Raw genomic sequence first — 24,605 nt, forward strand, 5'->3', positions numbered from 1 at the left:
GGAGAGAAAAGAAGATTATGGCTAGTTCGCACAAGTATGTGAAGGATTATCCGCGTCCGCAGTGGGTACGCGACGAATGGCAATTGTTAAACGGCGAATGGGGCTTCCGCTTCGACGATTCGTTTGAAGGCGAACGCGGCAAATGGTACAGCAAGCTGGATGCGGACCGGACGATTCAAGTCCCGTTTACATATGAGACCAAAGCGAGCGGCATCGGCGAGGAGACATTCCATCCATGCGTATGGTATGAGCGGAACGTTGCAATCCCGGCCCAAACGGGAGACAAACGCGTTATCCTTCATTTCCAGGCCGTTGATTATTTGGCTAAGCTGTGGGTAAACGGCGTTTATATCGGTTCGCATAAAGGCGGATATGCGGCATTCTCCTTCGATATTACGGATGCCGTGCAGATTGGCGGGGATAACCGCATCACGCTACGCGTGGAAGACAGCAACAGCACGATGCAGCCGCGCGGCAAGCAGCGCTGGATCGAGAAGAACTACGGCTGCTGGTACGTGCAGACAACCGGCATCTGGCAGTCCGTCTGGCTGGAATATGTCGACGGCAACCATGTGAATAGAGCTAAAATTACGCCAAAGCTGGAAGAAGCTGCGGTTACGTTCGAATACGAGCTTGGCAGCACGGTACGTTCCTTCGATGGCTTGACGCTCCAGACCGTTATTCGTTACGACGGGAATCTGATCCGCTCCTCGGAAACCAACGTTGACCGCAAGTTCTTGAAAGTCGAACTGAGCGTCATGAACGACGTCAACGAATGGAAAATTCATTCCTGGCATCCGAATCATCCGAACCTGTACGATGTGGAGGTTATTCTGAAGAAGGACGGCCAGCCGGTAGACACCGTATACTCCTACTTCGGCATGCGCCGCATTCAGATTAAAGGCGACCGTATCCTGCTCAACAAGCAGCCGCTCTACCAACGCCTTCTGCTTGACCAAGGCTACTGGGAAGATACGCATCTGACTCCGCCATCCGAAGAAGCCATTATTGAAGATATCGACAAAACACTGGCGCTTGGCTTCAACGGCGTGCGCAAGCATCAGAAGCTCGAGGATCCGCGATACCTATACTGGGCGGACCGCAAAGGCCTTCTTGTTTGGTCGGAGATTGCCGCCGCTTACGAATTCGGAGATGACGCCGTAGACCGGTTCACGAAGGAATGGATGGAGGTTGTACGCCAGCATTACAACCACCCTTCCATTGTGACATGGGTTCCGTTTAACGAATCATGGGGGATCGGACAAATCTTCACAGACCGGAAGCAGCAGCAATTCACCGAATCGATCTATCATTTGACCAAGTCCTACGATCAGATGAGACCCGTAGTCGTTAACGACGGCTGGGAGCATACGATCTCGGATATTATTACGCTTCATGACTACGAGGAGCTTGGCCCGGTTCTCGAAGCCAGATACAAGGATAAGGATGCGCTGCTCAGCAACGACTTCGCGCACGATAAATACCGTTATCCCTTCGCCAACGGCTACAGCTACAAAGGCCAGCCGGTGATCATCAGCGAATACGGCGGCATCGCCTTTACGAGCGAATCCGGTTGGGGCTACGGCAACCAAGTAAAAAATGAAGAAGAATTTTTGGCCCGTTATGAAGGAATTACCCAAGCGATCAAGAATCTCGATTATGTAAGCGGATTCTGCTACACGCAAATTACGGACGTGCAGCAGGAGGTTAACGGCTTGCTTACGATTAACCGGGAGCCAAAGATTGCTATGGAGAAGATCAGAAAGATCAATCTGCAGTAAAGCTCGGCTTCCAATGACCACAGTTCACGAGAAGGCAGGGATTAGATTCATGTCAAAAATGCAACGTATCGGAATTATCGGCAGCGGCGGTATCGCTTCTGCTCACGTAAGAGCCTACAAACAGCTTCCCGACGTTGAGATTGTCGCCGTTGCCGATGTGATTCCAGGTAAAGCGGATCAATTCGTGACGCGCGAGCAATTGCCGGGAGCTATCGGCTTCGACGATCATCGCAAGCTCCTCGAGCTTGATCTGGACGGGGTCAGCATCTGTACGCCCAATGCCTCCCATCACGTAACAACCGTTGACGCGCTGCGCGCAGGCAAAAACGTCCTGCTCGAAAAGCCGATGTCCGTTACCTTGGACGAGGCCATTGATATGGTTCAAGTCGCGAGCGATACGGGAAAAATGCTGACGATCGGTTTTCAGCCCCGTTACGACCCTAACATGAAGGTCGTTAACGAAATCGTCCAATCCGGCAAGCTCGGCAAGGTCTATTACGTGGAAACCGGCGGCGGCCGCAGACGCGGCATGCCTGGCGGAACGTTTATCAGCAAGCAGCTTGCCGGAGCAGGCGCTATGGCTGATATCGGCTGCTACTCGCTCGATATGGCGCTTAATGCGCTTGGTTATCCGAAGCCGCTTACGGTATCGGCGTATACTTCCAATTATTTCGGCACTAATCCCATTCATCATCCGGAAGCGAGCAAATTCGAAGTTGAGGATTTTGGAGTAGCGCTTGTACGCTTCGAGAACGATCTGGTGCTTCAATTCAAGATCTCTTGGGCTATGCACATGGATACGCTTGGCTCCACCATGTTCCTCGGAACGGACGGCGGACTTAAAGTGAATCCTTACGGAACGGGCAATTGGTCCGGCGTATGGGATGGCCGCGTCGGCGAAATGAAGCTGTTCCATGATTTTATGGGCAAACAGACCGAAACGCCGATTCCGGTTACGAATACCGACCTTAACCTCTTCAACGAGAAGGTGCGGGATTTCTCCGAAGCCGTGCGAGAAGGACGTCCCGCCCCTATTCCGGGCTCGCAGATCGTCATTCAGCAAGCCATTATCGACGGGGTGCTTCGCTCCTCCGCCGCCAAACGCGAAGTTTCAATCGAGCTTCCATTTTAACGCTTAACCTAATAGCCTTGGCCTTTATATGGCCGAGGCTATTTTTTATAGACAAAACAAAGCCCCGTGCACTACGATCTTAACAGCGCAAACTAGGAGGCGGTGATTGTTTTTTGAAGCTGGAAAGATTGATATCGATCATCTATATGCTGCTTAATAATGAAGTAGTGTCCGCATCGGAGTTGTCCAGCAAATACGGCGTTGCGCAAAGAACCATCTACAGGGACATCGAGGCGATCTGCGCGGCCGGCATTCCCGTTGTCTCCTATCAAGGCGTTAACGGCGGATACGGCATTATGAAGGAATACAAGATGGACAAAAGCCTGCTCAGCTCCGACGATATCGCCTCTCTAATTACTCTTCTCAAAAGCACCACTACCGTATTCGAGGATGAGAAGGCGCAGGAGACGATTCAACGGCTAAAGACCGTTCAGACCGATTCCGGCAGAGCCCCAAGCCTGACGATGGACCTCGGCAGCTGGAGATCGTACACGGCGCATCTCCGCACTCTCCACTCCGCCATTAACGGCCGCCAGCTCGTCGGCTTCCATTATCTGAATGCGAAGGACGAACGTCAGGACCGCGTCGTCGAGCCTGTTAGTCTTCTGCTCAAATACGACGCCTGGTATTTGTATGGCTACTGCCGCTCCAGGGACGACTATCGGGTGTTTAAGTTGACAAGAATGTCGGATCTATTAGCCCTGCCGGAAAACTTCGAGCGGGAGCATAACATCCATACCGAGGATATCCTCTCCGGCGGCCGCTATCAGGAGCAGGAGAAGACCGGGCATGCCGTCATTCATTTTACCGGCGGATCGCTTGCAAGAGTGCTGGATGAATTTTATTTGGACGAGAAGAAGTTTAACGATGACGGCTCCCTTACGCTGACGATTGCTCAGGCGATCGACACGGACTGGCTGATCGAGAAGCTGCTTGGCTTTGGCGAGGACGCCCTTGTACTGGAACCGCCCGCGCTCAGGCAACGAATAAAAGAGAAAATTGGAAAAATGTTAAACCGTTACGAAGAAGTGTGACAGGATGCTGTCATACTTCTTTTTTTATAATGGAAACATTCGTTCGATCAACCATATCGTAAAGGGACGTGAATGAGTTGTTGAATCATCCTATTTTCTTTGAAGAGCAGATGAAGCATAAAAATTGGGAGCTCAGACAAATCGATAAGCATGCTTGGAAGTACGCTCACCTGAAACGAAAAAAACCACGCCGGCCTCTACTCCTGCTGCTGCGTGCAATAATTAGACATTGACAACGTTCCGGATCTGTTTTTATACTTGTAACCGAAACGTCAATACTAAAACTCATTAGGGAAGCTGTGGACTTTTCTGGAGAGCAATCTCTATTTTCGCCACACAAAGGCACGTACTGCCGGTACGCGTCATTTGTGTGGTTTTTTGCGTTCAAAAAAGGAGGAGCATCATGAAATTATGGCACTACGCGTTAATCGTATGTTTGGGAGGCTGCTGTTACGGGGTCTTGTCCACCTTTGTAAAACTGGCGTATGCGGCGGGCTTTTCCGTCTCCGCGGTAACCGGCGGCCAGTATCTTTTCGGAGCGGTCCTAAGCTGGCTGATTGTTCTGCTGGTTAACAGGAAAGCGCCAACCCGCAAACAAGCCTTAAAACTACTGTTATCCGGAATACCGTTTGGATTAACGGGCATTTTTTATTATCAAGCCTTGCAGACGCTTAATGCCTCGCTCGCTATCGTCATTTTATTTCAATTCGTTTGGATCGGAACGTTATTGGAGTGGCTGCTGCTTAAGAAAAAGCCGACAAGAAATAAGCTAATGTCCATAGCGCTCACGCTGATCGGTTCCGTTCTCGCCGCCAATATACTGTTTCAGGAAAATATGTCGCTGTCATGGACAGGATGCCTATGGGGATTGCTTGCCGCGTTAACCTTTTCTACCTTTGTGTTTTTGAGCAGCACGGTTGAACCATCAACTCCTCCCCTGTTAAAAAGCGCGCTTCTTTCCACGGGTGGCCTTATCACGATATTTATCGTATTCCCGCCGACCTTTTTATTGGATTGGAATGTTGTAACGGGGCTTCTCCCGTATGGATTAGCGCTGGGCGTATTTGGGGTCGTGCTTCCTCCCCTTCTGTTTTCGATTGGCATGCCGCATGTCGGCTCGGGATTGGGAACGATTCTGACGGCATCCGAACTGCCGATTGTCGTTATCCTTTCCTCTTTCGTGCTCGCGGAGCCTATAAGCCTGCCGCAATGGGTTGGCGTTATCGTTATATTAGGCGGGATCGTCAGCAGCAACCTTCGGTTTAGGAAATCAGAACAGACGTCCTTAGCCGCTTAGAAGCTGTCCAAAAACCATAGGTCATCATGCGGTTCAAAACAATAAAAGTGCCCGCCTTGCTATAACGCAAAGTCGGGCACTTACTATCTATACTTTCGAATCAGTTCGGGCCATGTAACTAGATGTGACCATCCAATGTCTTCATTTCGTAAATTTTTTGGAGAGTATGGACATGCTTCGTCTTCACGTCATCAGCCTCCGCGTGGAGATACCCCTCCACAAGCCTGTACCCGAATACGAGAAGGATTATCTCGTACACGCAATGATCGGCGATTCGGGATACATCCGCATACTCCGAAAAGCCTTTGTAATACGCGGGGATGCATCGTTGATAGTGTTCAACCATGTGGTCGATATCCGGTTCATCCGCGATCAGGCTTGCAAGATCCTCGCCCAGGTAGCCCCATCCGCTGGTATCCCAATCGATGAGAAGACTTTAGTTATAACTATTCTGACTTCGTTAAGAAAACGACAGCTCATCCTTTAAGCGACTTCTAATGGGGCAATGCTCTAGTCATCCTATACAATAAAAAGCTCCTCTAGAGCGGTTACCCGGCCGCTTTAGAGGAGCAGAAAAAAAGGTTATGCACCTTATGGTAAACAAATCAGGCTCGTAATGCCAATTAGAATAAACTAAGAGGGATTAGAATCTACTTATTTTATTTGTTTGAAGCTATTTTCCTTTGCAAGATGCATGCCACTATGCCTGCTTATTTGGTTCACCCAGGAAAGTAACGATATTCATATAAAGTTCTTCCGGATGGGTAAGGTTTAACATGTGATCCCCACCGGCGACGGCAACGAACTGAATATTCGGAACCGCCCGAAAATGTGTTTCGATTTTTACACTGTCTTCGTGATCGCGTGTGCCGCGAATGAACAACGTCCTTGTGCTTATCTCATGCAACCTTTCAATTGCGGGAGGCTTCGGCCACACGGCTCCAAAGGCTGCCCATTCAAACATCTTCCTGATGTTATGCTCCGTCATCACTCTCATCAACTTGCTATGAGTACTGTCCTTAATAACGGAGCAGAAGGGTGAGTTGACGACAAGTTCGGTCATTTTGGATACATCGGGTGCGGCAGATTGAATGGCTTGGAATGATTCTAATAGGTCTAGTGAATGAACGAACCCGGCTAAAGCAGGCGCGACTAAGACGAGCTCTTGCAGATATTGAGGATAGGACAGAGCGAATTCCGTAGCGATTTGCCCCCCGATGGAATGACCGATAATCACTGTTTTCTCGATGGAAAGATGATTTAATAAATTAAGGACATCCATAATATAATTGGCAGCTTCGGTTTGGGAGGGTGATTGTCCGCAACCTCGACTGTCGAACGTGATCACCTTGTAATGCTTTGCTAGTAGTGGAGCCAAGTACGGCCAATCTCTCGAATCAGCGCCTCCGCCATGAATCATGACTATTGGTTTGCCTTGACCCAGTACTTCGTAATGTAAGTCCATTTCATCCCCTCCAAATATGAGTTACACTTCCTAAATTTATCATTGACCGTATGTTCAGTCAATAAAAATTGACGGAACTTTTTCAATCGTTTATCATGAATGTAGAACTAAAGAAAGGTGACCTCTAATGCCAAGAACTCCGGAAGAGAATGAACGGATCCGCAACATCTCGAAAGAAAAAATCCGAGCCGCGGCGATTGATGTATTTATTACAAAGGGATTCCACAGCACATCTATCGAGGACGTAGCTAAGAATGCCGGAATATCAAAAGGCTTACTGTACAATTACTATAAAGGGAAAAAAGATCTCCTTATGGAGCTCGTGGAAAACCGTAAAGAAGAAATCAGACAAGTAATGGAGGAGGCGATCAAGCTACCCTCTCCCAAAGAACAACTTCAGTATATTGCCGAACACGCCCTTCGCAACGTAAAAGAACAGCCGAGAGCGTACCGCTTTTATTTGCATCTACAGACCCATCCGGAAGAAGACCAGATAGTATCGGTCTGTAGTCAGATGTTAAATGATGAGATGATACGTCAATCTAGAGTCCAAGCTGAAATTTTCCAAAAGCTTAATGCGGTGAATCCGCAATTGGAGTCCCTTCACTTCTCGACCGCGTTGCACGGTATCATGTTGATGTACTCCATGCATCCGAACGGCATTCCGCTAGAACAATTGAAATATGAAATGGTAAACTCTTTTATCGAACGATACATTTGATAAGATCGAATAGCCAGCTCATTTTTCCTACCGGCGATTTATTAAAAAACTATATTTTTAATTAAAGAACATTATATATTTACACCACTAGTCTGAGTAAATGCTCATAGAGTCACCGCATTGTAATGTTCTTGTAACACTGCACTCAGATTCCTTTCATTTACACAACCTATACTATTAGACATGACCCCCCTTTATTATATTTCTCTCTTGCAGCCTGCGGCCCCGTGCCGCAGGCACTTTGTTTTTATAAGGAGAGCATGGTAGTCTAATGAGGTGAGCTTACATAAGAACGGGGGCTGTAAAGAATGAGCGGCACTAATCATAAAGTAATCAGTCTTGCCGGCGTCACCTGTCTGCAGGTTGATCCAATAATCGGGCAATCGGATGGAACCGTCATTTTATATCACGGATGGGGATCAACGCAGGAAAGCTATTTATTTTTTGCGTCCATCATTTCGGGCTGGGGCTATACGGTCATCGTTCCGGAGCTGCTCCATCACGGATATCGGGGCACTTTGAATTACGCGGATCCTGCCGTGCTCGAACAGACCTTCCTGGAAATTGTTCTGCAGGGATCCAAGGAAGCCGTGGAAATGGCTGAACAGCTAGGCGGGCTAAACAACGGGAAGATCGGCATTATCGGTCATTCGGCGGGGGGCTTTGTGGCAGCGGGAGCGTTCGCAAAAAATACGGATGTTGCGGCAGCCGTCGTTATTAACGGCTCCTGCGCATGGACGGAGTTTTATGAAGCGTATCTGAAATACGCCGGAAAGCCGGCCTTAAGCGAAGATGAACGCGCCGCTCTCGCTAAGCATGATCCGATTTCTTTATTAACCTTTGAGGATGAAAGAGGATTATTGCTGCTGCACGGAAAAGAGGATACAACCGTACCGATTCACAGCCAGCGGTATTTTATGGACAAAAAGGCCTGCACCGCTCCCGGGCGTCTCCGCATGGTCGAGTACAGCGGAGTCAACCATCAGATCACGCTCAAGATGCTGGAGCAGGCCAAGCTATGGCTGGGCAGCCATCTTCGGGCAAACTAATATTCAACAGCAGCGTCTACAGCTTGCTTGCGGCTTCAACAAACTGGCGTGCGCGCTCCGTTACCAGATCGAATCGGCCCTCGCGCACCCAGTCCAGATTAAGCAGCTTGCCGCCCATTCCGACAGCATTGGCGCCCGCGGCAAAATAATCGGCGATATTATGAAGATCTACGCCGCCGGTCGCCATAATCGGTATGGAATCGAGCGGTCCGCGGATTTCCGATAAGTATTTGGTGCCAAGCGTTCCCATCGGGAACAGCTTTACCGCTTCGGCACCGGCCTTCCAGGCTTTTACGATTTCCGTCGGGGTCATGACGCCAGGCCATACGGAGACCCCTCTTTCGCTTCCGTAAGCAATGACCTCTTCATCTAGATTCGGCGAGATCAGGAATTGCGCGCCTGCGGCAACGGCCGTCCTCGCCATCTCCACGTCCAGCACGGTACCCGCCCCCACTGCGGCTTGTCCGTCAAAGCGGCTGCGCCAGCGCTCGATCATCACGGCCGCGCCAGGCGTGTTCATCGTAATTTCCATTAGACGAATGCCGCCGTCAATCATAGCTTGTCCGGCAGCGTCCGCTTGATGGTCTTCAATGCCTCTCAAAATCGCCACAATCTTGTGCTCAAGCAGCAAATCCAGCATTTTGCTCATCTTAACCGTCCCCTTTACGTCCAATATTCCCGCAATATGCGAATGAATAAATTCGGAAAAGCCAATGTTTCCATATCCTCGGGACCAATCCACCGGTATTCTCCCTGCTTGCCGCCTGCTTCATAAGCAGCCGCAGTCTCCGCGGCCAGGCTAGCGCCTGCAGCTTCCGCATGTGCACCAAGGTCAGCCAGGTAAATTCTCATTTTCCAATGGATATGGCTGAATACATGATCCGCATCCATCAACCAGCGCTCCGGACGGATCAGAAGACCTGTCTCTTCTTCCATCGACCGGGTCAGCCATTCGCCCGCAGCCGCCGTACTGCCGTCCGTCGCCCCTGCGGCATCAACGATCTTCTCCTGCTCCTTCGGCACGAGCAAATGAGGAAGCTCCCACATCTGCGCAAGCAGTCCGGTCTCCGGACGCTGGCGCACCAGAATCTTGCCTTCATTCACGCCCGTGCCGGCAATAATCGCGGCAACCCGCTTCTCCGGACGAGGCGGCTTCGCTTTTGTCTTAATCGGCAGCTCCGTTTCGCGTCCGGCAAGACGGGCCTCGCAATGCTCCATCACCGGACATGGCAGGCAGCTTGGCGATTTTGGCGTACAGACAAGCGCGCCAAGCTCCATCAGCGCCTGATTGAAATCTCCCGCAGCCCCTTCCGGAATGAGGGATACAGCAAGCTTTTCAATACCGACGCGCGTCGAAGGCTTCGCAATATCGTCCTCCAGGCAGAAGTACCTCGACAGAACCCGCATGACGTTGCCGTCTACCGCAGGCTCCGGACGGTTAAAGGCAATACTCATAATGGCGCCGGTGGTATAAGGACCAACGCCTTTAAGACCAGCCACCGCCGCTTTGTCATCCGGCACAACACCGCCGTACCGTTCGACCACTTCGCGTGCTCCAGCCTGCAAATTACGGGCGCGCGAATAATAACCGAGCCCTTCCCAGCACTTCAGCACTTCCGGCTCCGGCGCTTCGGCAAGCGCGCGTACCGTAGGGAATTTATTCATAAACCGCTCATAGTACGGAATAACCGTGTCCACCCTGGTCTGCTGCAGCATGATTTCCGATACCCATACTCGGTATGGATCCTGATTCATCCGCCATGGCAGGTCCCGCTTGATGGTCCGGTACCAGGCGAGCAACTCGCGGCTGAAGTACGCCTGTGCCTCTTCCTTATTAATCGCTTCCATTTGTCTAGTTGTTCACCTCTTTGTGTTCGGCAGCCTCCAGAGTCTTTGGAAGCTCCTGCTGCATAAACCGGCGGTATTGCTTTGGCGTAATTCCGGTATGCCGCTTAAGCAGCCTCGGCAGATAATGATTCAGCATTCCCACCTTGCCGGCAATTTCGGAAATCGGCAGATCCGTTTCTTTAAGCAGCTTTTTAGCCAGCTCAAGACGCCGCTCGGTTACATATTGAATCGGCGAGCAGCCCATTATCGATTTGAAGGATGTAATCAAGTAATTGGGATGAAGATAGGCAACCTTGGCCAAATCCTCGATTTGAATGTTTTGATGCAGATTTTGTTCAATATATAAGAGGACATCATCCCATTTTTCTTTTCCAACCTCATTGCCGATAAAATAAGCATCATTCAAATCATCCCAGGAGCTATGATCCAATAGATACGCTATCAGCTCCAGTATGCCGGAATGCAGCCTGAGATTAGTCGATACGGTCGGGAACTCTTGAGCTTGAATCATTTTTTGCATAATTTCAACCACATGACTCTCATCCTGAATGGCAACGGAAGAGGAAAAAGGAAGCTTCGGAAGCTTCATAAACTTCATATCCTCAGCATTCCGAACACGGAAATGGCACCAATAGGCCTTAATCGTTTGCTTGATAGCAATATTATAGCTGACTTTCTGCTTTGGGCGAAGCACGTAAATTCTACCCGGCGTCAGATCGTAGCCTACTCCCTTTGTCTCGAGAACAGCATGTCCCTCCAATAGATAGAAAACCCTGTAATAATCGATTTCATCATTGTTGTTCAGCCAGCCGGCTTCCCTCTCCGAATAAGCAGCCATAATGACGTCGATCTTCAAATGATCGAATTGTCTTTGTAATATCTGTATTTTCGTATCCATGACTACCCCTGTTGTCTGGCTTTCGCTAATTATTTACTCTATTATATAAGCAATAAAGCCAAAATCATATTGGAAGTTCTAACATTATGTTGGACTTATTATAATCTAGATACTAGAAAGAAGGAAAAACATGCTAGCAAAAGGATTAATTGTATCCTCTGTTCTTGCCGTGCTTCTCGCAGCCTGCGGCAGCGGCAGCGGCGGCTCCGGCACAGCCATCCCAACCAGCCATATGGATGCTCCCGGGAAGACCGGAGCTGTCTATAAAGCGAACTGCGTCAGCTGTCACGGCTCCGATCTGCAGGGGCGGATGGGCGCGCAAACGAATCTTCAAAAGGTAGGCGCACGAATGACGGAGCCCGAGATTGTCGAGCAGATCAATAAGGGCGGATCCTCGATGCCGCCTTTCGAGGAACGTCTGACGGACGAGCAGATCGCCGGTCTCGCAGCTTGGCTTGCAGGCAAGAAATAAATGACCCCGCAAGGTGAAACGGCTTCGCCGTCCGAATTTGAAAAAAGGCTGATCCGTTAAACAGCTTTAAATAGCCGCTTACCGATCAGCCTTTTCCATTCAATCCTCTATTCCGTCCGTTCCACAATCGCCACCGCTGAGGCAATCGAGCGATCATGGGTAATCGTAATATGAATGCGATGCCTCTCCGGCATCAGTGCAAGCCTCTCCCAGGCGCCGCCGGATAACGTGCATTCCGGCTTCCCTTCGGGTCCGCGCAAAATATCGATATCGGAAAAGCCTACCTTGGCTCCGATTCCGCAGCCCAGAGCCTTCACTACGGCTTCCTTCGCCGCGAATCTCCCAGCCGTAAATTGCGCCAGACGCTTGCCTTCATAGTTGCCGGCAAGATCCCGCTCCCGACTCGTCAATATCCGGTCTAGGAACCGGGCTCCCGCTTTGCTGGCAAGCAGCGCCTCCACCCGGTCCATATCCGTTACGTCATGTCCGATCCCCGCTATCATCGCTTCAATCAAATGCCCGGAATCGGGGAACGTTTATGCTCGGTGCGCAAATATTGCTTCTCGAGCTTCGCTTTCGCTTCCGCTCCGATTTCTTTGCCTTCCAGATAAGCGCTGTTCTCGTCATACAGGATGCCAAGCTCCGATTCGTCGGTCTGCCCTTCCCAAAGCCCGGCGGTTGGCGCTTTGTCCAGAATGCTCTGAGGCACGCCAAGCACGCTTGCAAGCTGGCGAACCTGACGCTTGTTCAGCGAGCTGAGCGGAGTAATATCTACAGCGCCGTCGCCCCACTTCGTGAAGAAGCCGGTGATGGCTTCAGACGCGTGGTCCGTGCCGACAACAAGCAGGTTGAGATCAAACGCAAGCGCGTATTGGACAACCATCCGCGTTCTTGCTTTTACATTCCCTTTGCCGCCGCGGCTCAGGTGACGCGAAATTCCGATCGCTTTAAGCGCGTGCTCGGTTTCCAGCGCGATCTCATCCACGGCTTCGCCGATATTCGTCTCTACTTTATGCTTCAGCTGGAACGCTTCCGCCGTCGCATAGCTGTCCTGAATATCGACCTGCTCCCCGTAAGGCTGAAACACGCCAAGCGTCATATACTCCCGGCCGGTTTCAGCAGACAACTCATCCGTTGCCATCTTGCAGAGGCCAGTCGTAACCGCGCTGTCGATCCCGCCGCTGATCGCAATCAAGAGGCCCGTTGTACCCGACTTCTTCACATACTCCTTCAAGAAGTCGACGCGTTTGCGGATCTCCGCAGCAGGATCAATCTCCGGCTGTACGCCGAAGCGCTCGATTATTTCCTGTTGTAAACTCATAGCCCAGGCTCCCCCTACTCCCACTGCCGATTAACGGCAGTAACGGTCAAATGCTTCAGTCAGATCAGCCGCGATTTCAGCGGCGGAACGGTTCTCGATTTGATGGCGTTCGATGAAGTGAACCAGCTCGCCGTCTTTCATCAGAGCGATAGAAGGAGAAGATGGCGGATACGGAGCAAAGTACTCGCGGGCTTTCGCCGTTGCTTCCTTATCCTGACCGGCAAACACGGTGTACAGATGATCCGGTGTAACATCGTGCTGCAGCGCTTCGGCTACGCCAGGACGGCATTGACCAGCCGCGCAGCCGCATACCGAGTTAACGACGACCAGCGTTGTTCCTTTCGCATCCGGAAGCGCATCCGCAACTTCCTCGGGCGTGCGAAGCTCCGTGATCCCGATCCGGGTCAGATCATCGCGCATAGGTTGAACCATATCCAGCATATATCTCTCAAATGACATCGACATTTGAAAACACACTCCTTTGTAATAACCTTATTTTAGTTACTATTATACCGCCCGCTATGAAAATAAAGCAACCGGAGCAAAGTCACTCCGGTTGCTTTTGCGACGCTTCTTCCGTGTCCGGAACAGGATCTCCGGCACGGTAGGCGCTGTTTTTGTCCTGATGCATGAAAATCCCCGCCCGGGGTGCGATTCCCCGTTCGAAATAGTCCCGGTTCTCGGCGGTTTGGAACCCGATATCCTTAAAAGGATGGACCCACTGGTCGCCGGCCATCACCGCCGGATCCGTATCGGTGCTCCATTCGTTAAGAGGTGAATTCGGAGAATCGTAATCATGATCCCCGATCACTACGCCATGCTCGTTGACAAACGGCTCGCGCGGGCCTCTTCCCTCGCGGAATTCCGGAAGGAACGAGATTTCGAACGGATCAAGCGACGGATCGTCCTCTTTGCCCTTGCCCATTGCTCGTTCCTTTAGATCGAAGGGCGATTTGGCCCATCCAGCTTCTTATCGTAGCCAGCTTCGCCTGGAGCGGCTGCCCCGGATTTATTTTTTCTTGCCTGCTCGGTTTGCTCAATCGAATCGCCTTTTTTATTTTTCGTCATCGTAGTCGTCCTCCCGTGTATGACTAATTGTACTAACTACGATAGTATGCGCGTCAGGCACGTGCTTTATGTTGCTTCCCTCAAGCTGACTGCTTGAAGAACGAGACGATAAACGTTGTTCCGACGCCCTTCTCGGATTCGACATCGATGCGACCGTTATGACGCTCGGCAATGCTCACGCATAACGAAAGCCCAAGACCCGTTCCTTGCGCCTTGGTCGAGAAGAACGGATCAAAGATGCGCTGCTTCTGCTCGTCGGAGATGCCGACACCTTGGTCCTGGATGCGGAGGACGATCTCTTCTTTATCTTCTATGTATGTCGTATGGATGGACAAGCGGCCCTTCTCGCTCATCGCCTCCATCCCGTTGCGAGCCAGGTTCAGGAGCAGTTGCTTGATCTCCTTCTCATTTAGTTGAATAGCAGGAACAAAATCGCATAGCTCAACCTCGATCGTCTGGCCCCGCAGATTGGCATCCGCGTTTAATAGCGGAACCATTTCCCGGATAATATCATGCAGCGAGCCTTCCTCCATCGTTAGCGCCCGATTCTGAGCCAGTGAGAGAAAGTCGCTTATAATCGTATTAGCCCGGTCCAGCTCGTCCATCACAATGCCGTAATAGGCCTGCTGGTGATCTGGGCTTCGTTCCCGCATCAGCTGCACGAAGCCGCGGATTACCGCCATCGGATTTCGGATCTCATGGGTAATGCTCGCTGCCATTTGACCGATTAGGCTGAGGCGCTCCATTCTGCCAACCTCGCTGCGAAGCAGGGACAGCTCCGTTATGTCATGCGCAGTCAGAACCGCCCCCGTTATTGCATCCGTTTGCAGGTTGCGAATACAAAAAGCAGCCTTGAGCAGCGTTCTGCCATTCTCGACTTGCGGATACTCCTGAACAGGGCTTTGCCCGTTAAGCGCTTCGCGGAGCAGCTTTGCACTCGAGTCTTGAAGTCCGTTATCGAAAAACTCATAAAAATATTGGCCGATTATATGCTGCCCGCCGGCCAGCATCTGGACACCCATCTCGTTCAGATGCGTGATTTTGCCATACTGGTTGACAAGCACAATCGCAATCTTCGTCTGATTAATAAACTGCTCAAGCTTCTCCACTTCTTGCCGATAGCTGTGCGACATCCGTTTCACATCATAATGCAGCTGGGCATTTTCTTTGAACGTCTCTACCGTATAGACCGAAATCCACGAGGAAATGACCGTCATCGCCACAGTAAGGAGAGCAATCAGCACAAATTCGAGATCGATCGGCATCCCCATGTTAACTACTGCAACCGTGTAGGAAAGAATAACAAATACGCACATCCCCGCGATGAGCTGCATGACGATTCTGAGCTTGCGCCGCCGGTCTGAGCGCTGGAACGCTTTTATTATAGACGGCATAAAAAGAACGTAGACAAGCATGAAGGAGACAAACACAACCGTCTCCCCGATGCTGTCGAGGGATTCGACCCGAAGTGCTGTATATACGCCGCTAAGCAGCAATAGAAAGTATGGTCCACCGTATAAAGAACCGATTAACAAAGGCATAAGCCGAAAATTAAGTTCGCAGCCGTAATAGTCCTTGGTAAACAACATGCACAATGCCATCGAAATACAGCTGGACAGCCCAATAATAACGGGAATTCTCCGCCAATAACGGCTCGAATTATGCCATAACTGAAAGGCAAAGGCAGGCACTAGCGTAATAAAGAATTGTAACAGCAATTCTTTCAACACGAACGATCAGTCTCCCAACGAAAACACGTCATGTTATGGAATATACCCTGTCTTCACCTATTCACCTGATAGTCCGATTAAATCACAACTCTCAATATTTTACAATCGCCTTCCCAGCCAATTGGTAACAATATTTAATAAATGAACGGCAAACAGATCGTTATGCAGCTCATGGTATCCTCCTTCATACGCAACGAATTTGCAGCGATCCCCGAGGTGCTCCGCAACCTCCTTGCTTGCCTCAAACGAGGTCACTTTATCTCCCGTCCCGTGCAGCAGCAGCACCGGAACATGCAGCTCTCCGCTATGCCTGATAGCCCATTCTCCGGCATCCGTCATGATGTGAAAGGTCCTGATTGTAATGGCGCTGTGGCATAAAGGGTCTCCAAGGAACGTTACCGCCTGATCATAACCGGGGCGGTACAGATCATCGGGACTGATCCCCGTTGACAGCGACAGCTTGGGTACAACACGCACAAGCAGTCTGGCCAGAGCTTTCATTGCGGCATTAGGGCCTTTCGCCAAACGCAGCCACGGGCTGCTCAGAATGAGACCGTCAATCGAAGGTTTAAGGCGCAGCACGGCATTGAAGGCCACATTGCCGCCCATGCTGTGGCCGTAAAGAAAATAAGGAAGCTGCGGGTGTCGGGTTCTGGCCTGCTCGAGCAGAAGCCCCGTGTTATGAACCGCCGTTTCTATGGAGGATAAATGTCCGCGCTTTCCCGCGGAACGCCCGTGGCCTTCCTGATCATGCGCAAGCACGGCATAACCTTCGCTTGTCAGCCGCTCCGCAACTGCCGAATACCGTTCCCCATGCTCTCCCATGCCGTGTATAATACAAACGGCGGCTTTGGGCTCCCGGTTACCCGGCAGCCACTCTCTAGCGTAAATTTCGATCCCTTCCGCCCCGCTGAACCGCCAATCGTTCCGCTCCATGCGCGCTTCGCTCCTTTATGGGTTAAAGTTGTTCATCATTATATTCAATAAATATGAAAAAGAATGTTACAATACATAAAAGAAGAAAACGTATGAGTCAGGAGTTATGCAACGATGTTTGATGTGATCATTATCGGCGGCGGGCCGTCCGGATTAATGGCTGCCGTTGCCGCGAGCGGCGCTGGCGCGTCCACCCTTCTTATCGATAAAGGGGACAAGCTTGGACGAAAGCTGGGTATTTCCGGCGGAGGCCGCTGCAACGTAACCAACGCGAATGAAATGGATGAACTGATCCGCAATATTCCCGGCAACGGACGGTTTCTGTTCAGTGCTTTAAATCAATTCGGCAACCGGGAGATTATTGCCTTCTTCGAAGGAATGGGTATTGCCTTGAAGGAAGAGGACCGCGGACGAATGTTCCCGGTATCGGACAAGGCGAAGACGGTTGTAGATGCTCTGATCCGGAAGGTAAAGGAGCAAGGCGTCGAGATCCGAACGAATATGCCTGTCAAGGAAGTGCTGTACGAGAACGGCGCTGTCGCAGGCGTCAAACTCGCTTCTAACGAAATTATCCATACCAAGACCGTGATCGTCGCTACCGGCGGTAAATCCGTTCCGCATACGGGTTCTACGGGCGACGGCTATCCATGGGCGAAAAAAGCCGGTCATACGATTACCGATTTATATCCGACGGAAGTGCCCCTCACCTCGGCTGAGCCGTGGATTCGCAGCAAGGAGCTGCAAGGCCTGTCGCTCCGCGGCGTTACGCTGACCGTATGGAATGCCAAGAACAAAAAGCTTGTCTCCCATGAAGGCGATATGATTTTCACGCATTTCGGCTTATCCGGACCTGCAGCGCTGCGCTGCAGCCAGTTCGTCGTGAAGGAGCTGAAGAAAGCCTTGGAAAGCGATGGCGCCAAAAAGACGGTGCTTGTCACCATTGATCTGCTGCCGGACCGCTCGGAGGCCGAAATCTTCGACGAGACGCTGAAGCTTGCCAAGCAAGATCCCAAGAAGGCTGTCAAGAACGTATTGAAAGGCTATGTGCAGGAAAGATTACTCGAGCTCTTGCTACGCCAATGCGAGATAAACGGCGACATCACGTACGACAACATTCCGAAGGAACCATGGCGCGAGCTGGCCAAACGGATGAAGCAATTCCCTGTTGCGGTTAACGGAACCTTGTCGATCGAAGAGGCTTTTGTTACTGGCGGCGGGGTGCATCTGAAGGAGATCGATCCAAAAACGATGCAGTCGAAGCTCATCCAAGGGCTCTACTTCTGCGGGGAAGTGCTCGATATTCACGGTTATACCGGAGGCTACAATATTACGGCCGCATTCACTACGGGCCACAGCGCAGGAACAAGCGCGGCATCGGCTGCTTTAAGCAGCTGACGCCGCGCTTTTCCTTTTGTCCCGTTTAGGTGTGCACATCTCCCGAGAAATGGCTGTACTCGCCGGGATCCGGCAAAAACTCGTTGCTTGTATCCGCGTCGTCATCCCAATTGCGCAGGTCTGTCTCTTCCTCTGCCCCGATCCAATCCTCGTTAACGATATGCGCCGGAATGGTAATGGCATTCAGGGAATAAGCCGTGTCCGTGACTGCTTCGTTCTGGATGGCGGACTGGTCCACCAGCCGGCCGCCATGCGACATGGCAATCTCAAGCGCCGAGGTCAGGTCGCTTCCGTCGACATGAATATGCAGGCGGTTTCCCTCATGCATTAACGGCTCATATCCAAGCTCCTGCAGGGTATCCCGCGCAAGCGCAGCGCTAAAGGAGTCAGCGAAATCAAATAAAATAGCCGAACTCATCATCTCATCTCCTTCAATAGGCTTCCAATATATTAAGATTCCCTAACATTCCCCACTTTTATGAATGAAAGGTGTTGTCATTTCAACAAAACTTTATATAATTTAAGTTATACTCTTATACGTTAGGTTTATTAACACTATACGTCATGTTATAGAAGGATTCATATAATAACTTCCAGGAAGGTGACAAAACAATGGAGAATGTGTTTTATTTTTTGGCTGATCCGATGTTTATCGTCGAGCTAGAGCATAATCGATGGTATATACGTGATATTAATTATGCCTTTACCAAGCTAACCGGATACAAAAAAACGGAGCTGATGGACGCAGACCCTGACGGGCTGTTAAGGAGAGGCTTTAGCTTCGGCGGACTTATGACCCAGCTCAGCGAAGATCATGAACAGCCGCTTGAGCAGGAGTTGATCTCCAAATCGACCACCTCCATTCCCGTACGCTTCACCAGCCGACGGCTGCCGTCCAGCGAACAGACTTGCTTCATTATTATCTGCAAGGACTTGTCGGAAGAAAAATATATCGAACAATATGCGATGGATAATCAGGTTCTGATGAGCATTGGGGTATCCGAGCAATTCCGGATTACAAGCGCAACCCGGTATTACTCGCCCTTCAAGCCCATCAACCTGGTGAACCAGCCCGTATTCGACCATATCGCGGAAGAAAGCCGCAAAGCGCTCAAGCGTATCATGGAATACTCGCGTACTCACGGTACAACCGAGCAGACCGATGTGAGGTTGTATCTCGGCGACCAGATCCGGATGACAACCGTCGTTATCAAGCCCTTCTTTCATGGCAACAAAGAGTTCAAGGGTTATGTCGTTCTGCTGACCGGCATGCTTCAGTCGGCTCGGGAAGAGGATGCCGCCTACAAGCTCCGCATGCTGATGCTGAGCAAAAATATTACGGCCACTTCATTGGCGCAATCTACCTTGATTTCGCTTACGACCATCTCCAAAATCCGCAACGGCAAAATAAAAAAGCCCCAGCGCCTTACGGCCGAACTGATAGCCGGGGAGCTGGGGGTAAAGCCGGAATCGATATGGAGCGGCTTTAAACGTTATTAGACAATTATTAGAAACGGAACTTCATGACCAGATCGTTCAAGTCTTGAGCGATATCCGTCAAACCGCCTGCGGCAGAAGCAATTTCTTCAGCGGAGGCGGTTTGTTTGTCCGCGCTTTGCGCGACTGCCCTCGCAATATCATAGGTACGGCGCGCGATTTCAGTGAGCTGGTCGATAGAGGCGGACACTTCCTCCGAGCTTGCGGCTAGCTGCTCGGCAGCAACCGCAACCTCTTCAATCTTGCCGGACACCTCGCCTGCCGCATCCGTAATTTGACGGAAGGAGCGGCCGGCTGCATTTATTTTTTCCAGCCCCTTTATCGTTTCCGCTCGGCTCGCATTCATTTTTTGAACGGTCAGAATCGTATCTTCTTTAATCATGCCTATAGCGGCGGCAATATCGGAGACGGAGGCCGCCGTCTGGACCGACAATTTGCGAACCTCTTCCGCCACTACCGCAAACCCCTTCCCTGCTTCACCGGCCCTTGACGCTTCTATCGCCGCATTAAGCGCGAGCAGATTGGTCTGCTTCGATATCGAGCCGATAAAATCGGTGATCCTGCCAATGTTGTTCATGCGATTCTCGAGCAGCGCGACATGCTCGGATGCTGACCGAACGGTGTCATCAATGTCCGTCATCGTCCGGACGGCTTGTCCTATCGTCTCGGCCCCTTCCTTCGCCTGCCGCTCAGCATTTGCCGAGAGCTCCGCCGCGATAGAACTGCTTTCCGCAATCCGTTGCGTTTCATGCGCCATCTCTTCCGTTGAACGGGAAATTTCCTCGAAGCTGTGGAGTTGCTCCTGCGAGCCCGATGCCGCTTCGCGGAACATGGCCGAAGCTTGCTCGACCGTGCCGGCATTTTGCTCGGAGACCGCAAGCATCTCTTCCGAAGCTGCCGAGATGTTGGTAGAGGCAGCTTGCACGCTTTGCATCGTAGTCCGCAGAGAACCGACCATCTCTCCCAACGCCTGCACCATAATCCCTATCTCATCGCGATTCCTTACCTTCGGAATAGCAACCGAAAGCGAACCCGCCGCCACTTCGGAAATAACATCCGAGGAACGCTTGATCGGCAGGGAGATCGTCCGGCGTACATAATAGAGCAGAGCGAGAACCAGAACAAGTGCGGCACTGAGGCTGATGGCAATGGTCGCTACCGCTTCGCGGTTAATCTTTTCGCTGGATTGCTCGGCAGCCTTTGCCCCTTCCTCATTGATCCGGATAAGCGTATTTATGTAAGACTGCATCGTGCTGAAAGACTGCTCCGATGCCATCAAGGAATCGCTGATCTGCTTCTCATCTTCCATATTGGAGTAACGGATGACATTTCGGTATAAGGCGAGGTATGCCTTCCACTCCCCTTCCAGGTTGCGAGACAGATTCATGTCATCGCCTGATTTCGGAAGCGACATAAATTCCTGCAGCTTCTTTTGCAGAATAACGATCGTATATTCGCCGTCCTCCTCCAGAAGCTTGCGCTTCAGCGGGTTGCTTTCCCATGCCATCTTGTATTGGATGGTCAGCATATGCTCGTTCAAATAATTGATTTCGTTAATGGCCTTGATATTAGCCAGCCATACCTGCGAAATCTCCTGCGCGTTGCTTGTCAGCTTGCTCATCCGGTTAAAGCTGAGCGCGCCGTTCGCCGCCAAAATAATTACGATCGCAAGGAAGGATAACGTCAGCCTTTGGCTTACTGAGATGTTCCATTTCCATCTGTTTGTGAATGATTGCGGCATATAAAGCCCTCCTCTGGACTCGCTCGACTATGTTGTTAGTATATCTCACATGTAAAATACAACCAACTTCATAACCATGCAGTAAATCCATGATTTTGCCGTATTTGCTCGCATTCTGTCTGCGGCAGTTCAATTAGCGGATAAAAAGCAAAAGCTTTTAATCTTTCCCGACAAGTTGAAATGGCTGGAATTCAAAAACAGCCCTGGCTATAAGCCAAGGCTGTTATCTGATTATTTTATGCTCCGGATACCTCCGCAAGTGACGCTGCTTTTCTTTTTCCGTAAACGATCCGCGACAGCAAAACGCTAATCTCGTACAGGACCACAAGCGGAACAAATACCAGCAGATGGGAGATCAGCTCCGGCGGGGAAATCAGACTGGCTACGATGACAAGCGTCAGATAAGCGTATCTTCTCATTTTATGCAGAGCTTTAGGCGTCAGGACGCCGATCTTGGTCAAAAACATGACGATAACCGGCAGCTCGAAAGCAATCGCTAGCGGCAGCACAATGTTGAACATAAACCCGAAATATTGCGCAACCCCGTACGTCTCTGCAAGCTCCATGCTTTTTGTTATTTTGGAAGTGAAGGAGAAGCTCATCGGAAAGACCACAAAGTAACCGAAGGCGAGCCCGGTAAAAAAGCAGATCACGCTATACGGCACATACCGCAAGGCGGCGACCCGCTCCCCGGGATGGAGCCCTTGCTTCACAAAGCTCCACAGCTGGTACAAAATAAACGGCAGCGATACCGCCAAGGCGATCACCAGCGCAACCGACATATACATGCGGATGCCGTCCCATGGCGAGAATACATTCCATGTCATTTCCGAGCCAGGCGGCACGCTTTTCAGATAACGAAGCACCTTCGGCGATAAATATAGCCCGCCCCCAAGCGACAGCAGCACCACAATAAGACTCTTCCAGATCCGGCTCCGCAGCTCCGTCAGATGTCCAAGCAGCGTCATAGTCTCCTCAATTCTCTTCATTCGCCGCACAACCTTCCGGGCTTTCTTAGCTCGAAGGTATGAAAGCCGTCCCTCAGCTTGTCGTTAATTTCCTTCAGACGGTCAACATCCTCAAAGGAATATTTGCGCGCGCCGCCTTTGGTCCTTACCGGAAAAACCAGCTGCTTCTCCTCATAATATCGAATTTGCCTTTCCGTCAAACCAGTTAAGTCGCTAACGATTCCAATACTCATCACTTTGTCCTTCATCGTCAAACGCCTCCCCAATGGTTATGTAATGTTTCCTAACACAAATTCTTTGATTCGAAATATATCAGCGGTCTGTTTCTTCGTCAATGGGACCGATAGCCCTGGTCAGCTTGTACGAACCTGAAGCTCGCAAACGAACAAAACGAACATCCTGCATGTTCAAATGCTTGAATGACTTGGGTTTTTATGAGATATGGAGTCTCAACCTACACCTATAAATGGTTATAATTACCTAACGGCTTAAATTCGATTGATTATTTTTATCTCTTCAATAAATTTTATTTATGTAAGACTTTCTAACAAAAAGTTGGCGAGGACTTGAAAAAGCATGCTACATTTCTTTCCGAGACGAGCAAATCGATCAAGCGAAGGAGTTGACGGGCATGGAAACGAAAGAGACACCAAACGAGCTGTCGCGCAGACAATTTCTGACGACGGTAGGCAAGATCGGCGGAGCCGCCGCAGTGTTTAGCGTAATGGGAACGATGGGGTTATTTACGCCGGAGACGCTGAAAGCAGCGGAGTATGAACCTCCATCCAGCTGGGATCTGAAGGGTACAAACCGATCAGGCAAAAAAGTCGTTATCCTCGGCGCTGGCGTCGCCGGCCTGACAGCAGCTTACGAGCTCGGCAATGCCGGCTATAACTGTACGATTCTTGAAGCCCGCGCCCGTTCCGGGGGCCGGAACTGGTCGGTGCGCCGGGGCACAACGGTAACCGAGCTTGGCGGACAAAAGCAGGTTGCGCGGTTTGATGACGGCATGTACCTGAACGCAGGGCCGATGCGTATTCCTCAGTTCCACGTCACAATGGATTACTGCCGCGAGTTCGGCATCGCGATGGAGCCGTTCAACAACGTCAACGAAAGTGCCTACTATTACAATGAGAATGTTGGCGCTTTGTCCGGCACCCGCGTCCGCAAGCGGGCCGCCAAAGCCGATGTAAGAGGTTACGTCAACGAGCTGCTCGCCAAATCCATCAATCAGCCTGGACTGGATCTTCCGGTTTCGGCGGAGGAAAAGGAGAAAATCGTCGCTTACCTTCGCTCCGAAGGCAACCTTGACGCAGACCTTTTCTACAAGGGTTCGTCCCGCGGCGGCTATAAAGATGAACCGGGCTCGAGGCTTGATGCCGGCGTCATCCGCGATCCATTCGAAATGAAGGCGATCATTAATTCCGGCTTCGGCAACTTCTTCGCAAGCGAGTACAGCTATGATCAGCAAATGATGATGTTCCACCCTGTCGGAGGCATTGACGCGATTCCGAAGGCTTTCGAGAAAAGGCTTGGCAACCGGATTAAATTCCACTCCGAAGTGACCGAGTTCAAACATGTCGGAGATAAGGTGCAGGTTACCTATACCGACCTCTTGAACGGCGAAGCCAAGCAAATCGAAGGCGACTTCCTGATCTGTACGATCCCGCTCTCCGTTCTGAAGAACATCAAGCATGATCTGTCACCGGAGATGACGAAGGCTATCAACAATACGAAATACGCGAACGCGGGTAAAATCGGACTTCAATTCAAACGGCGGTTCTGGGAGGAAGACGACCAGATCTACGGCGGCAATACGCTGACGAATATGGATATCTCGTCGATCTATTATCCTCCAACGAATTATTTTGCCAAGAAGGGTCTGCTGCTCGGTTACTACGCCCAAGGCTCCAACGCGGATAAGATCGGCGCGTTATCCTTTAAAGAACGAGAAGCGCACGCGCTTGAACAAGGAGCAAAAATTCACCCGCAATACTATAACGAATTCGAGTCTTCGTTCTCCGTGAACTGGAAGACGATCAAATATAACGAAGGCAGCTGGGTTTCTTATTCGGAGGACGATCGCAAGACCAACTATCCGGTGCTCTGCAAGCCTGACCGCCGTGTCTATCTCGCTGGCGAGCATATCAGCTACATTACGGCATGGATGGCAGGCGGCATTGAATCCGCGCGTTCGGTTGTCACCGACATCCATGAGCGCGTTATGAAGGAATAGCCAAAGGAGGGATCTA

25 protein-coding genes and 1 pseudogene are annotated in these 24,605 nt (G+C 50.8%); 10 read left to right on the forward strand and 16 right to left on the reverse strand.

Features of this window, described 5'->3' with window-relative positions; genetic code table 11:
- The first annotated feature begins 17 nt into the window (after nucleotides 1-17).
- The 4 genes from WFK81_RS03600 to WFK81_RS03615 all read left to right on the forward strand — a co-directional run bounded on the left by WFK81_RS03600 (nucleotide 18) and on the right by WFK81_RS03615 (nucleotide 5,244).
- The gene (locus WFK81_RS03600) at nucleotides 18-1,781 is read left to right on the forward strand and encodes a glycoside hydrolase family 2 protein (protein WP_336785064.1); all 1,764 of its coding nucleotides are present in this window, start codon (nucleotides 18-20) and stop codon (nucleotides 1,779-1,781) included.
- Between the two features lie 49 nt (nucleotides 1,782-1,830).
- The gene (locus WFK81_RS03605; RefSeq protein WP_336785065.1) at nucleotides 1,831-2,913 is read left to right on the forward strand and encodes a Gfo/Idh/MocA family protein; all 1,083 of its coding nucleotides are present in this window, start codon (nucleotides 1,831-1,833) and stop codon (nucleotides 2,911-2,913) included.
- Between the two features lie 113 nt (nucleotides 2,914-3,026).
- Nucleotides 3,027-3,947, forward strand: a complete 921-nt coding sequence (locus tag WFK81_RS03610) for a helix-turn-helix transcriptional regulator (RefSeq protein ID WP_336785066.1) — start codon at nucleotides 3,027-3,029, stop codon at nucleotides 3,945-3,947.
- A gap of 403 nt (nucleotides 3,948-4,350) precedes the next feature.
- On the forward strand, nucleotides 4,351-5,244 hold the full coding sequence (locus tag WFK81_RS03615; protein WP_336785067.1) for an EamA family transporter: 894 nt from the start codon (nucleotides 4,351-4,353) through the stop codon (nucleotides 5,242-5,244).
- A gap of 118 nt (nucleotides 5,245-5,362) precedes the next feature.
- Here the strand turns inward: WFK81_RS03615 and WFK81_RS03620 are convergent.
- Together WFK81_RS03620 and WFK81_RS03625 are read right to left on the reverse strand one after the other, a co-directional pair.
- Nucleotides 5,363-5,674: pseudogene (locus WFK81_RS03620) on the reverse strand (aminoglycoside phosphotransferase family protein); the annotation flags it as partial.
- A gap of 270 nt (nucleotides 5,675-5,944) precedes the next feature.
- Nucleotides 5,945-6,709 carry an alpha/beta fold hydrolase gene (locus WFK81_RS03625; RefSeq protein ID WP_336785068.1) on the reverse strand — a complete coding sequence of 255 codons (765 nt, stop codon included), beginning with the start codon at nucleotides 6,707-6,709 and terminating at the stop codon, nucleotides 5,945-5,947.
- Nucleotides 6,710-6,836: 127 nt separating this feature from the next.
- Between WFK81_RS03625 and WFK81_RS03630 the strand changes: the two genes are divergently transcribed.
- Together WFK81_RS03630 and WFK81_RS03635 are read left to right on the forward strand one after the other, a co-directional pair.
- Nucleotides 6,837-7,430, forward strand: coding sequence for a TetR/AcrR family transcriptional regulator (locus WFK81_RS03630; RefSeq protein ID WP_336785069.1), 594 nt, complete (start codon nucleotides 6,837-6,839; stop codon nucleotides 7,428-7,430).
- Between the two features lie 308 nt (nucleotides 7,431-7,738).
- Nucleotides 7,739-8,479: an alpha/beta hydrolase family protein gene (locus WFK81_RS03635; protein WP_336785070.1), complete on the forward strand. Its 741-nt coding sequence runs from the start codon at nucleotides 7,739-7,741 to the stop codon at nucleotides 8,477-8,479.
- Between the two features lie 16 nt (nucleotides 8,480-8,495).
- Here the strand turns inward: WFK81_RS03635 and WFK81_RS03640 are convergent, their stop codons facing one another.
- From WFK81_RS03640 to WFK81_RS03650, 3 genes are read right to left on the reverse strand one after another with little or no spacing between them, the layout of a single operon-like run.
- Nucleotides 8,496-9,128: a bifunctional 4-hydroxy-2-oxoglutarate aldolase/2-dehydro-3-deoxy-phosphogluconate aldolase gene (locus tag WFK81_RS03640; protein ID WP_336785071.1), complete on the reverse strand. Its 633-nt coding sequence runs from the start codon at nucleotides 9,126-9,128 to the stop codon at nucleotides 8,496-8,498.
- A gap of 14 nt (nucleotides 9,129-9,142) precedes the next feature.
- The gene (gene mutY, locus WFK81_RS03645) at nucleotides 9,143-10,327 is read right to left on the reverse strand and encodes an A/G-specific adenine glycosylase (protein WP_336785072.1); all 1,185 of its coding nucleotides are present in this window, start codon (nucleotides 10,325-10,327) and stop codon (nucleotides 9,143-9,145) included.
- A gap of 4 nt (nucleotides 10,328-10,331) precedes the next feature.
- Nucleotides 10,332-11,225: a helix-turn-helix transcriptional regulator gene (locus WFK81_RS03650; protein WP_336785073.1), complete on the reverse strand. Its 894-nt coding sequence runs from the start codon at nucleotides 11,223-11,225 to the stop codon at nucleotides 10,332-10,334.
- Nucleotides 11,226-11,355: 130 nt separating this feature from the next.
- On the opposite strand from WFK81_RS03650, the gene WFK81_RS03655 reads away from it, so the two are divergent.
- Nucleotides 11,356-11,697 carry a c-type cytochrome gene (locus WFK81_RS03655; RefSeq protein ID WP_336785074.1) on the forward strand — a complete coding sequence of 114 codons (342 nt, stop codon included), beginning with the start codon at nucleotides 11,356-11,358 and terminating at the stop codon, nucleotides 11,695-11,697.
- 107 nt (nucleotides 11,698-11,804) lie between these two features.
- Here WFK81_RS03655 and acpS read toward each other — a convergent pair whose 3' ends face one another.
- From acpS to WFK81_RS03690, 7 genes are all read right to left on the reverse strand, one after another.
- A complete protein-coding gene (gene acpS, locus WFK81_RS03660; RefSeq protein ID WP_336785075.1) occupies nucleotides 11,805-12,212 on the reverse strand; it encodes a holo-ACP synthase in 408 nt (135 codons plus the stop codon).
- Nucleotides 12,209-13,018: an ammonia-dependent NAD(+) synthetase gene (nadE, locus tag WFK81_RS03665; RefSeq protein WP_336785076.1), complete on the reverse strand. Its 810-nt coding sequence runs from the start codon at nucleotides 13,016-13,018 to the stop codon at nucleotides 12,209-12,211. Before nadE ends, acpS begins: the two co-directional genes overlap by 4 nt.
- 30 nt (nucleotides 13,019-13,048) lie before the next feature.
- Complete coding sequence (locus WFK81_RS03670) at nucleotides 13,049-13,483, reverse strand: BrxA/BrxB family bacilliredoxin (RefSeq protein WP_336785077.1); 435 nt, start codon at nucleotides 13,481-13,483, stop codon at nucleotides 13,049-13,051.
- Nucleotides 13,484-13,565: 82 nt separating this feature from the next.
- The gene (locus tag WFK81_RS03675) at nucleotides 13,566-13,943 is read right to left on the reverse strand and encodes a DUF3905 domain-containing protein (protein ID WP_336785078.1); all 378 of its coding nucleotides are present in this window, start codon (nucleotides 13,941-13,943) and stop codon (nucleotides 13,566-13,568) included.
- 11 nt (nucleotides 13,944-13,954) lie between these two features.
- The gene (locus WFK81_RS03680; RefSeq protein ID WP_336785079.1) at nucleotides 13,955-14,086 is read right to left on the reverse strand and encodes a hypothetical protein; all 132 of its coding nucleotides are present in this window, start codon (nucleotides 14,084-14,086) and stop codon (nucleotides 13,955-13,957) included.
- A gap of 80 nt (nucleotides 14,087-14,166) precedes the next feature.
- A complete protein-coding gene (locus tag WFK81_RS03685) occupies nucleotides 14,167-15,816 on the reverse strand; it encodes an ATP-binding protein (protein WP_336785080.1) in 1,650 nt (549 codons plus the stop codon).
- 99 nt (nucleotides 15,817-15,915) lie between these two features.
- On the reverse strand, nucleotides 15,916-16,752 hold the full coding sequence (locus WFK81_RS03690) for an alpha/beta hydrolase (protein ID WP_336785081.1): 837 nt from the start codon (nucleotides 16,750-16,752) through the stop codon (nucleotides 15,916-15,918).
- Nucleotides 16,753-16,866: 114 nt separating this feature from the next.
- Here WFK81_RS03690 and WFK81_RS03695 point away from each other — a divergent pair, with 114 nt between their 5' ends.
- Nucleotides 16,867-18,147, forward strand: a complete 1,281-nt coding sequence (locus tag WFK81_RS03695) for an NAD(P)/FAD-dependent oxidoreductase (RefSeq protein WP_336785082.1) — start codon at nucleotides 16,867-16,869, stop codon at nucleotides 18,145-18,147.
- Nucleotides 18,148-18,172: 25 nt separating this feature from the next.
- Here WFK81_RS03695 and WFK81_RS03700 read toward each other — a convergent pair whose 3' ends face one another.
- Nucleotides 18,173-18,565 (reverse strand): hypothetical protein, encoded by a 393-nt coding sequence (locus WFK81_RS03700; RefSeq protein ID WP_336785083.1) that lies wholly within the window; start codon nucleotides 18,563-18,565, stop codon nucleotides 18,173-18,175.
- A gap of 194 nt (nucleotides 18,566-18,759) precedes the next feature.
- Between WFK81_RS03700 and WFK81_RS03705 the strand changes: the two genes are divergently transcribed.
- Nucleotides 18,760-19,647 (forward strand): helix-turn-helix domain-containing protein, encoded by an 888-nt coding sequence (locus WFK81_RS03705; protein ID WP_336785084.1) that lies wholly within the window; start codon nucleotides 18,760-18,762, stop codon nucleotides 19,645-19,647.
- Nucleotides 19,648-19,654: 7 nt separating this feature from the next.
- Here the strand turns inward: WFK81_RS03705 and WFK81_RS03710 are convergent, their stop codons facing one another.
- From WFK81_RS03710 to WFK81_RS03720, 3 genes are all read right to left on the reverse strand, one after another.
- Nucleotides 19,655-21,385, reverse strand: a complete 1,731-nt coding sequence (locus WFK81_RS03710) for a methyl-accepting chemotaxis protein (protein ID WP_336785085.1) — start codon at nucleotides 21,383-21,385, stop codon at nucleotides 19,655-19,657.
- Nucleotides 21,386-21,621: 236 nt separating this feature from the next.
- Entirely contained in the window at nucleotides 21,622-22,374 is a 753-nt protein-coding gene (gene tatC, locus WFK81_RS03715) for a twin-arginine translocase subunit TatC (protein ID WP_336785086.1), read from the reverse strand.
- Entirely contained in the window at nucleotides 22,371-22,601 is a 231-nt protein-coding gene (locus WFK81_RS03720; RefSeq protein ID WP_336785087.1) for a MerR family transcriptional regulator, read from the reverse strand. Before WFK81_RS03720 ends, tatC begins: the two co-directional genes overlap by 4 nt.
- 383 nt (nucleotides 22,602-22,984) lie before the next feature.
- Between WFK81_RS03720 and WFK81_RS03725 the strand changes: the two genes are divergently transcribed.
- Nucleotides 22,985-24,589, forward strand: coding sequence for a flavin monoamine oxidase family protein (locus tag WFK81_RS03725; RefSeq protein WP_336785088.1), 1,605 nt, complete (start codon nucleotides 22,985-22,987; stop codon nucleotides 24,587-24,589).
- The last annotated feature ends 16 nt before the right edge of the window (nucleotides 24,590-24,605 follow it).

The sequence above is a fragment of the Paenibacillus sp. MMO-177 genome (genome assembly GCF_037147795.1).
Classification (GTDB): domain Bacteria; phylum Bacillota; class Bacilli; order Paenibacillales; family Paenibacillaceae; genus Pristimantibacillus.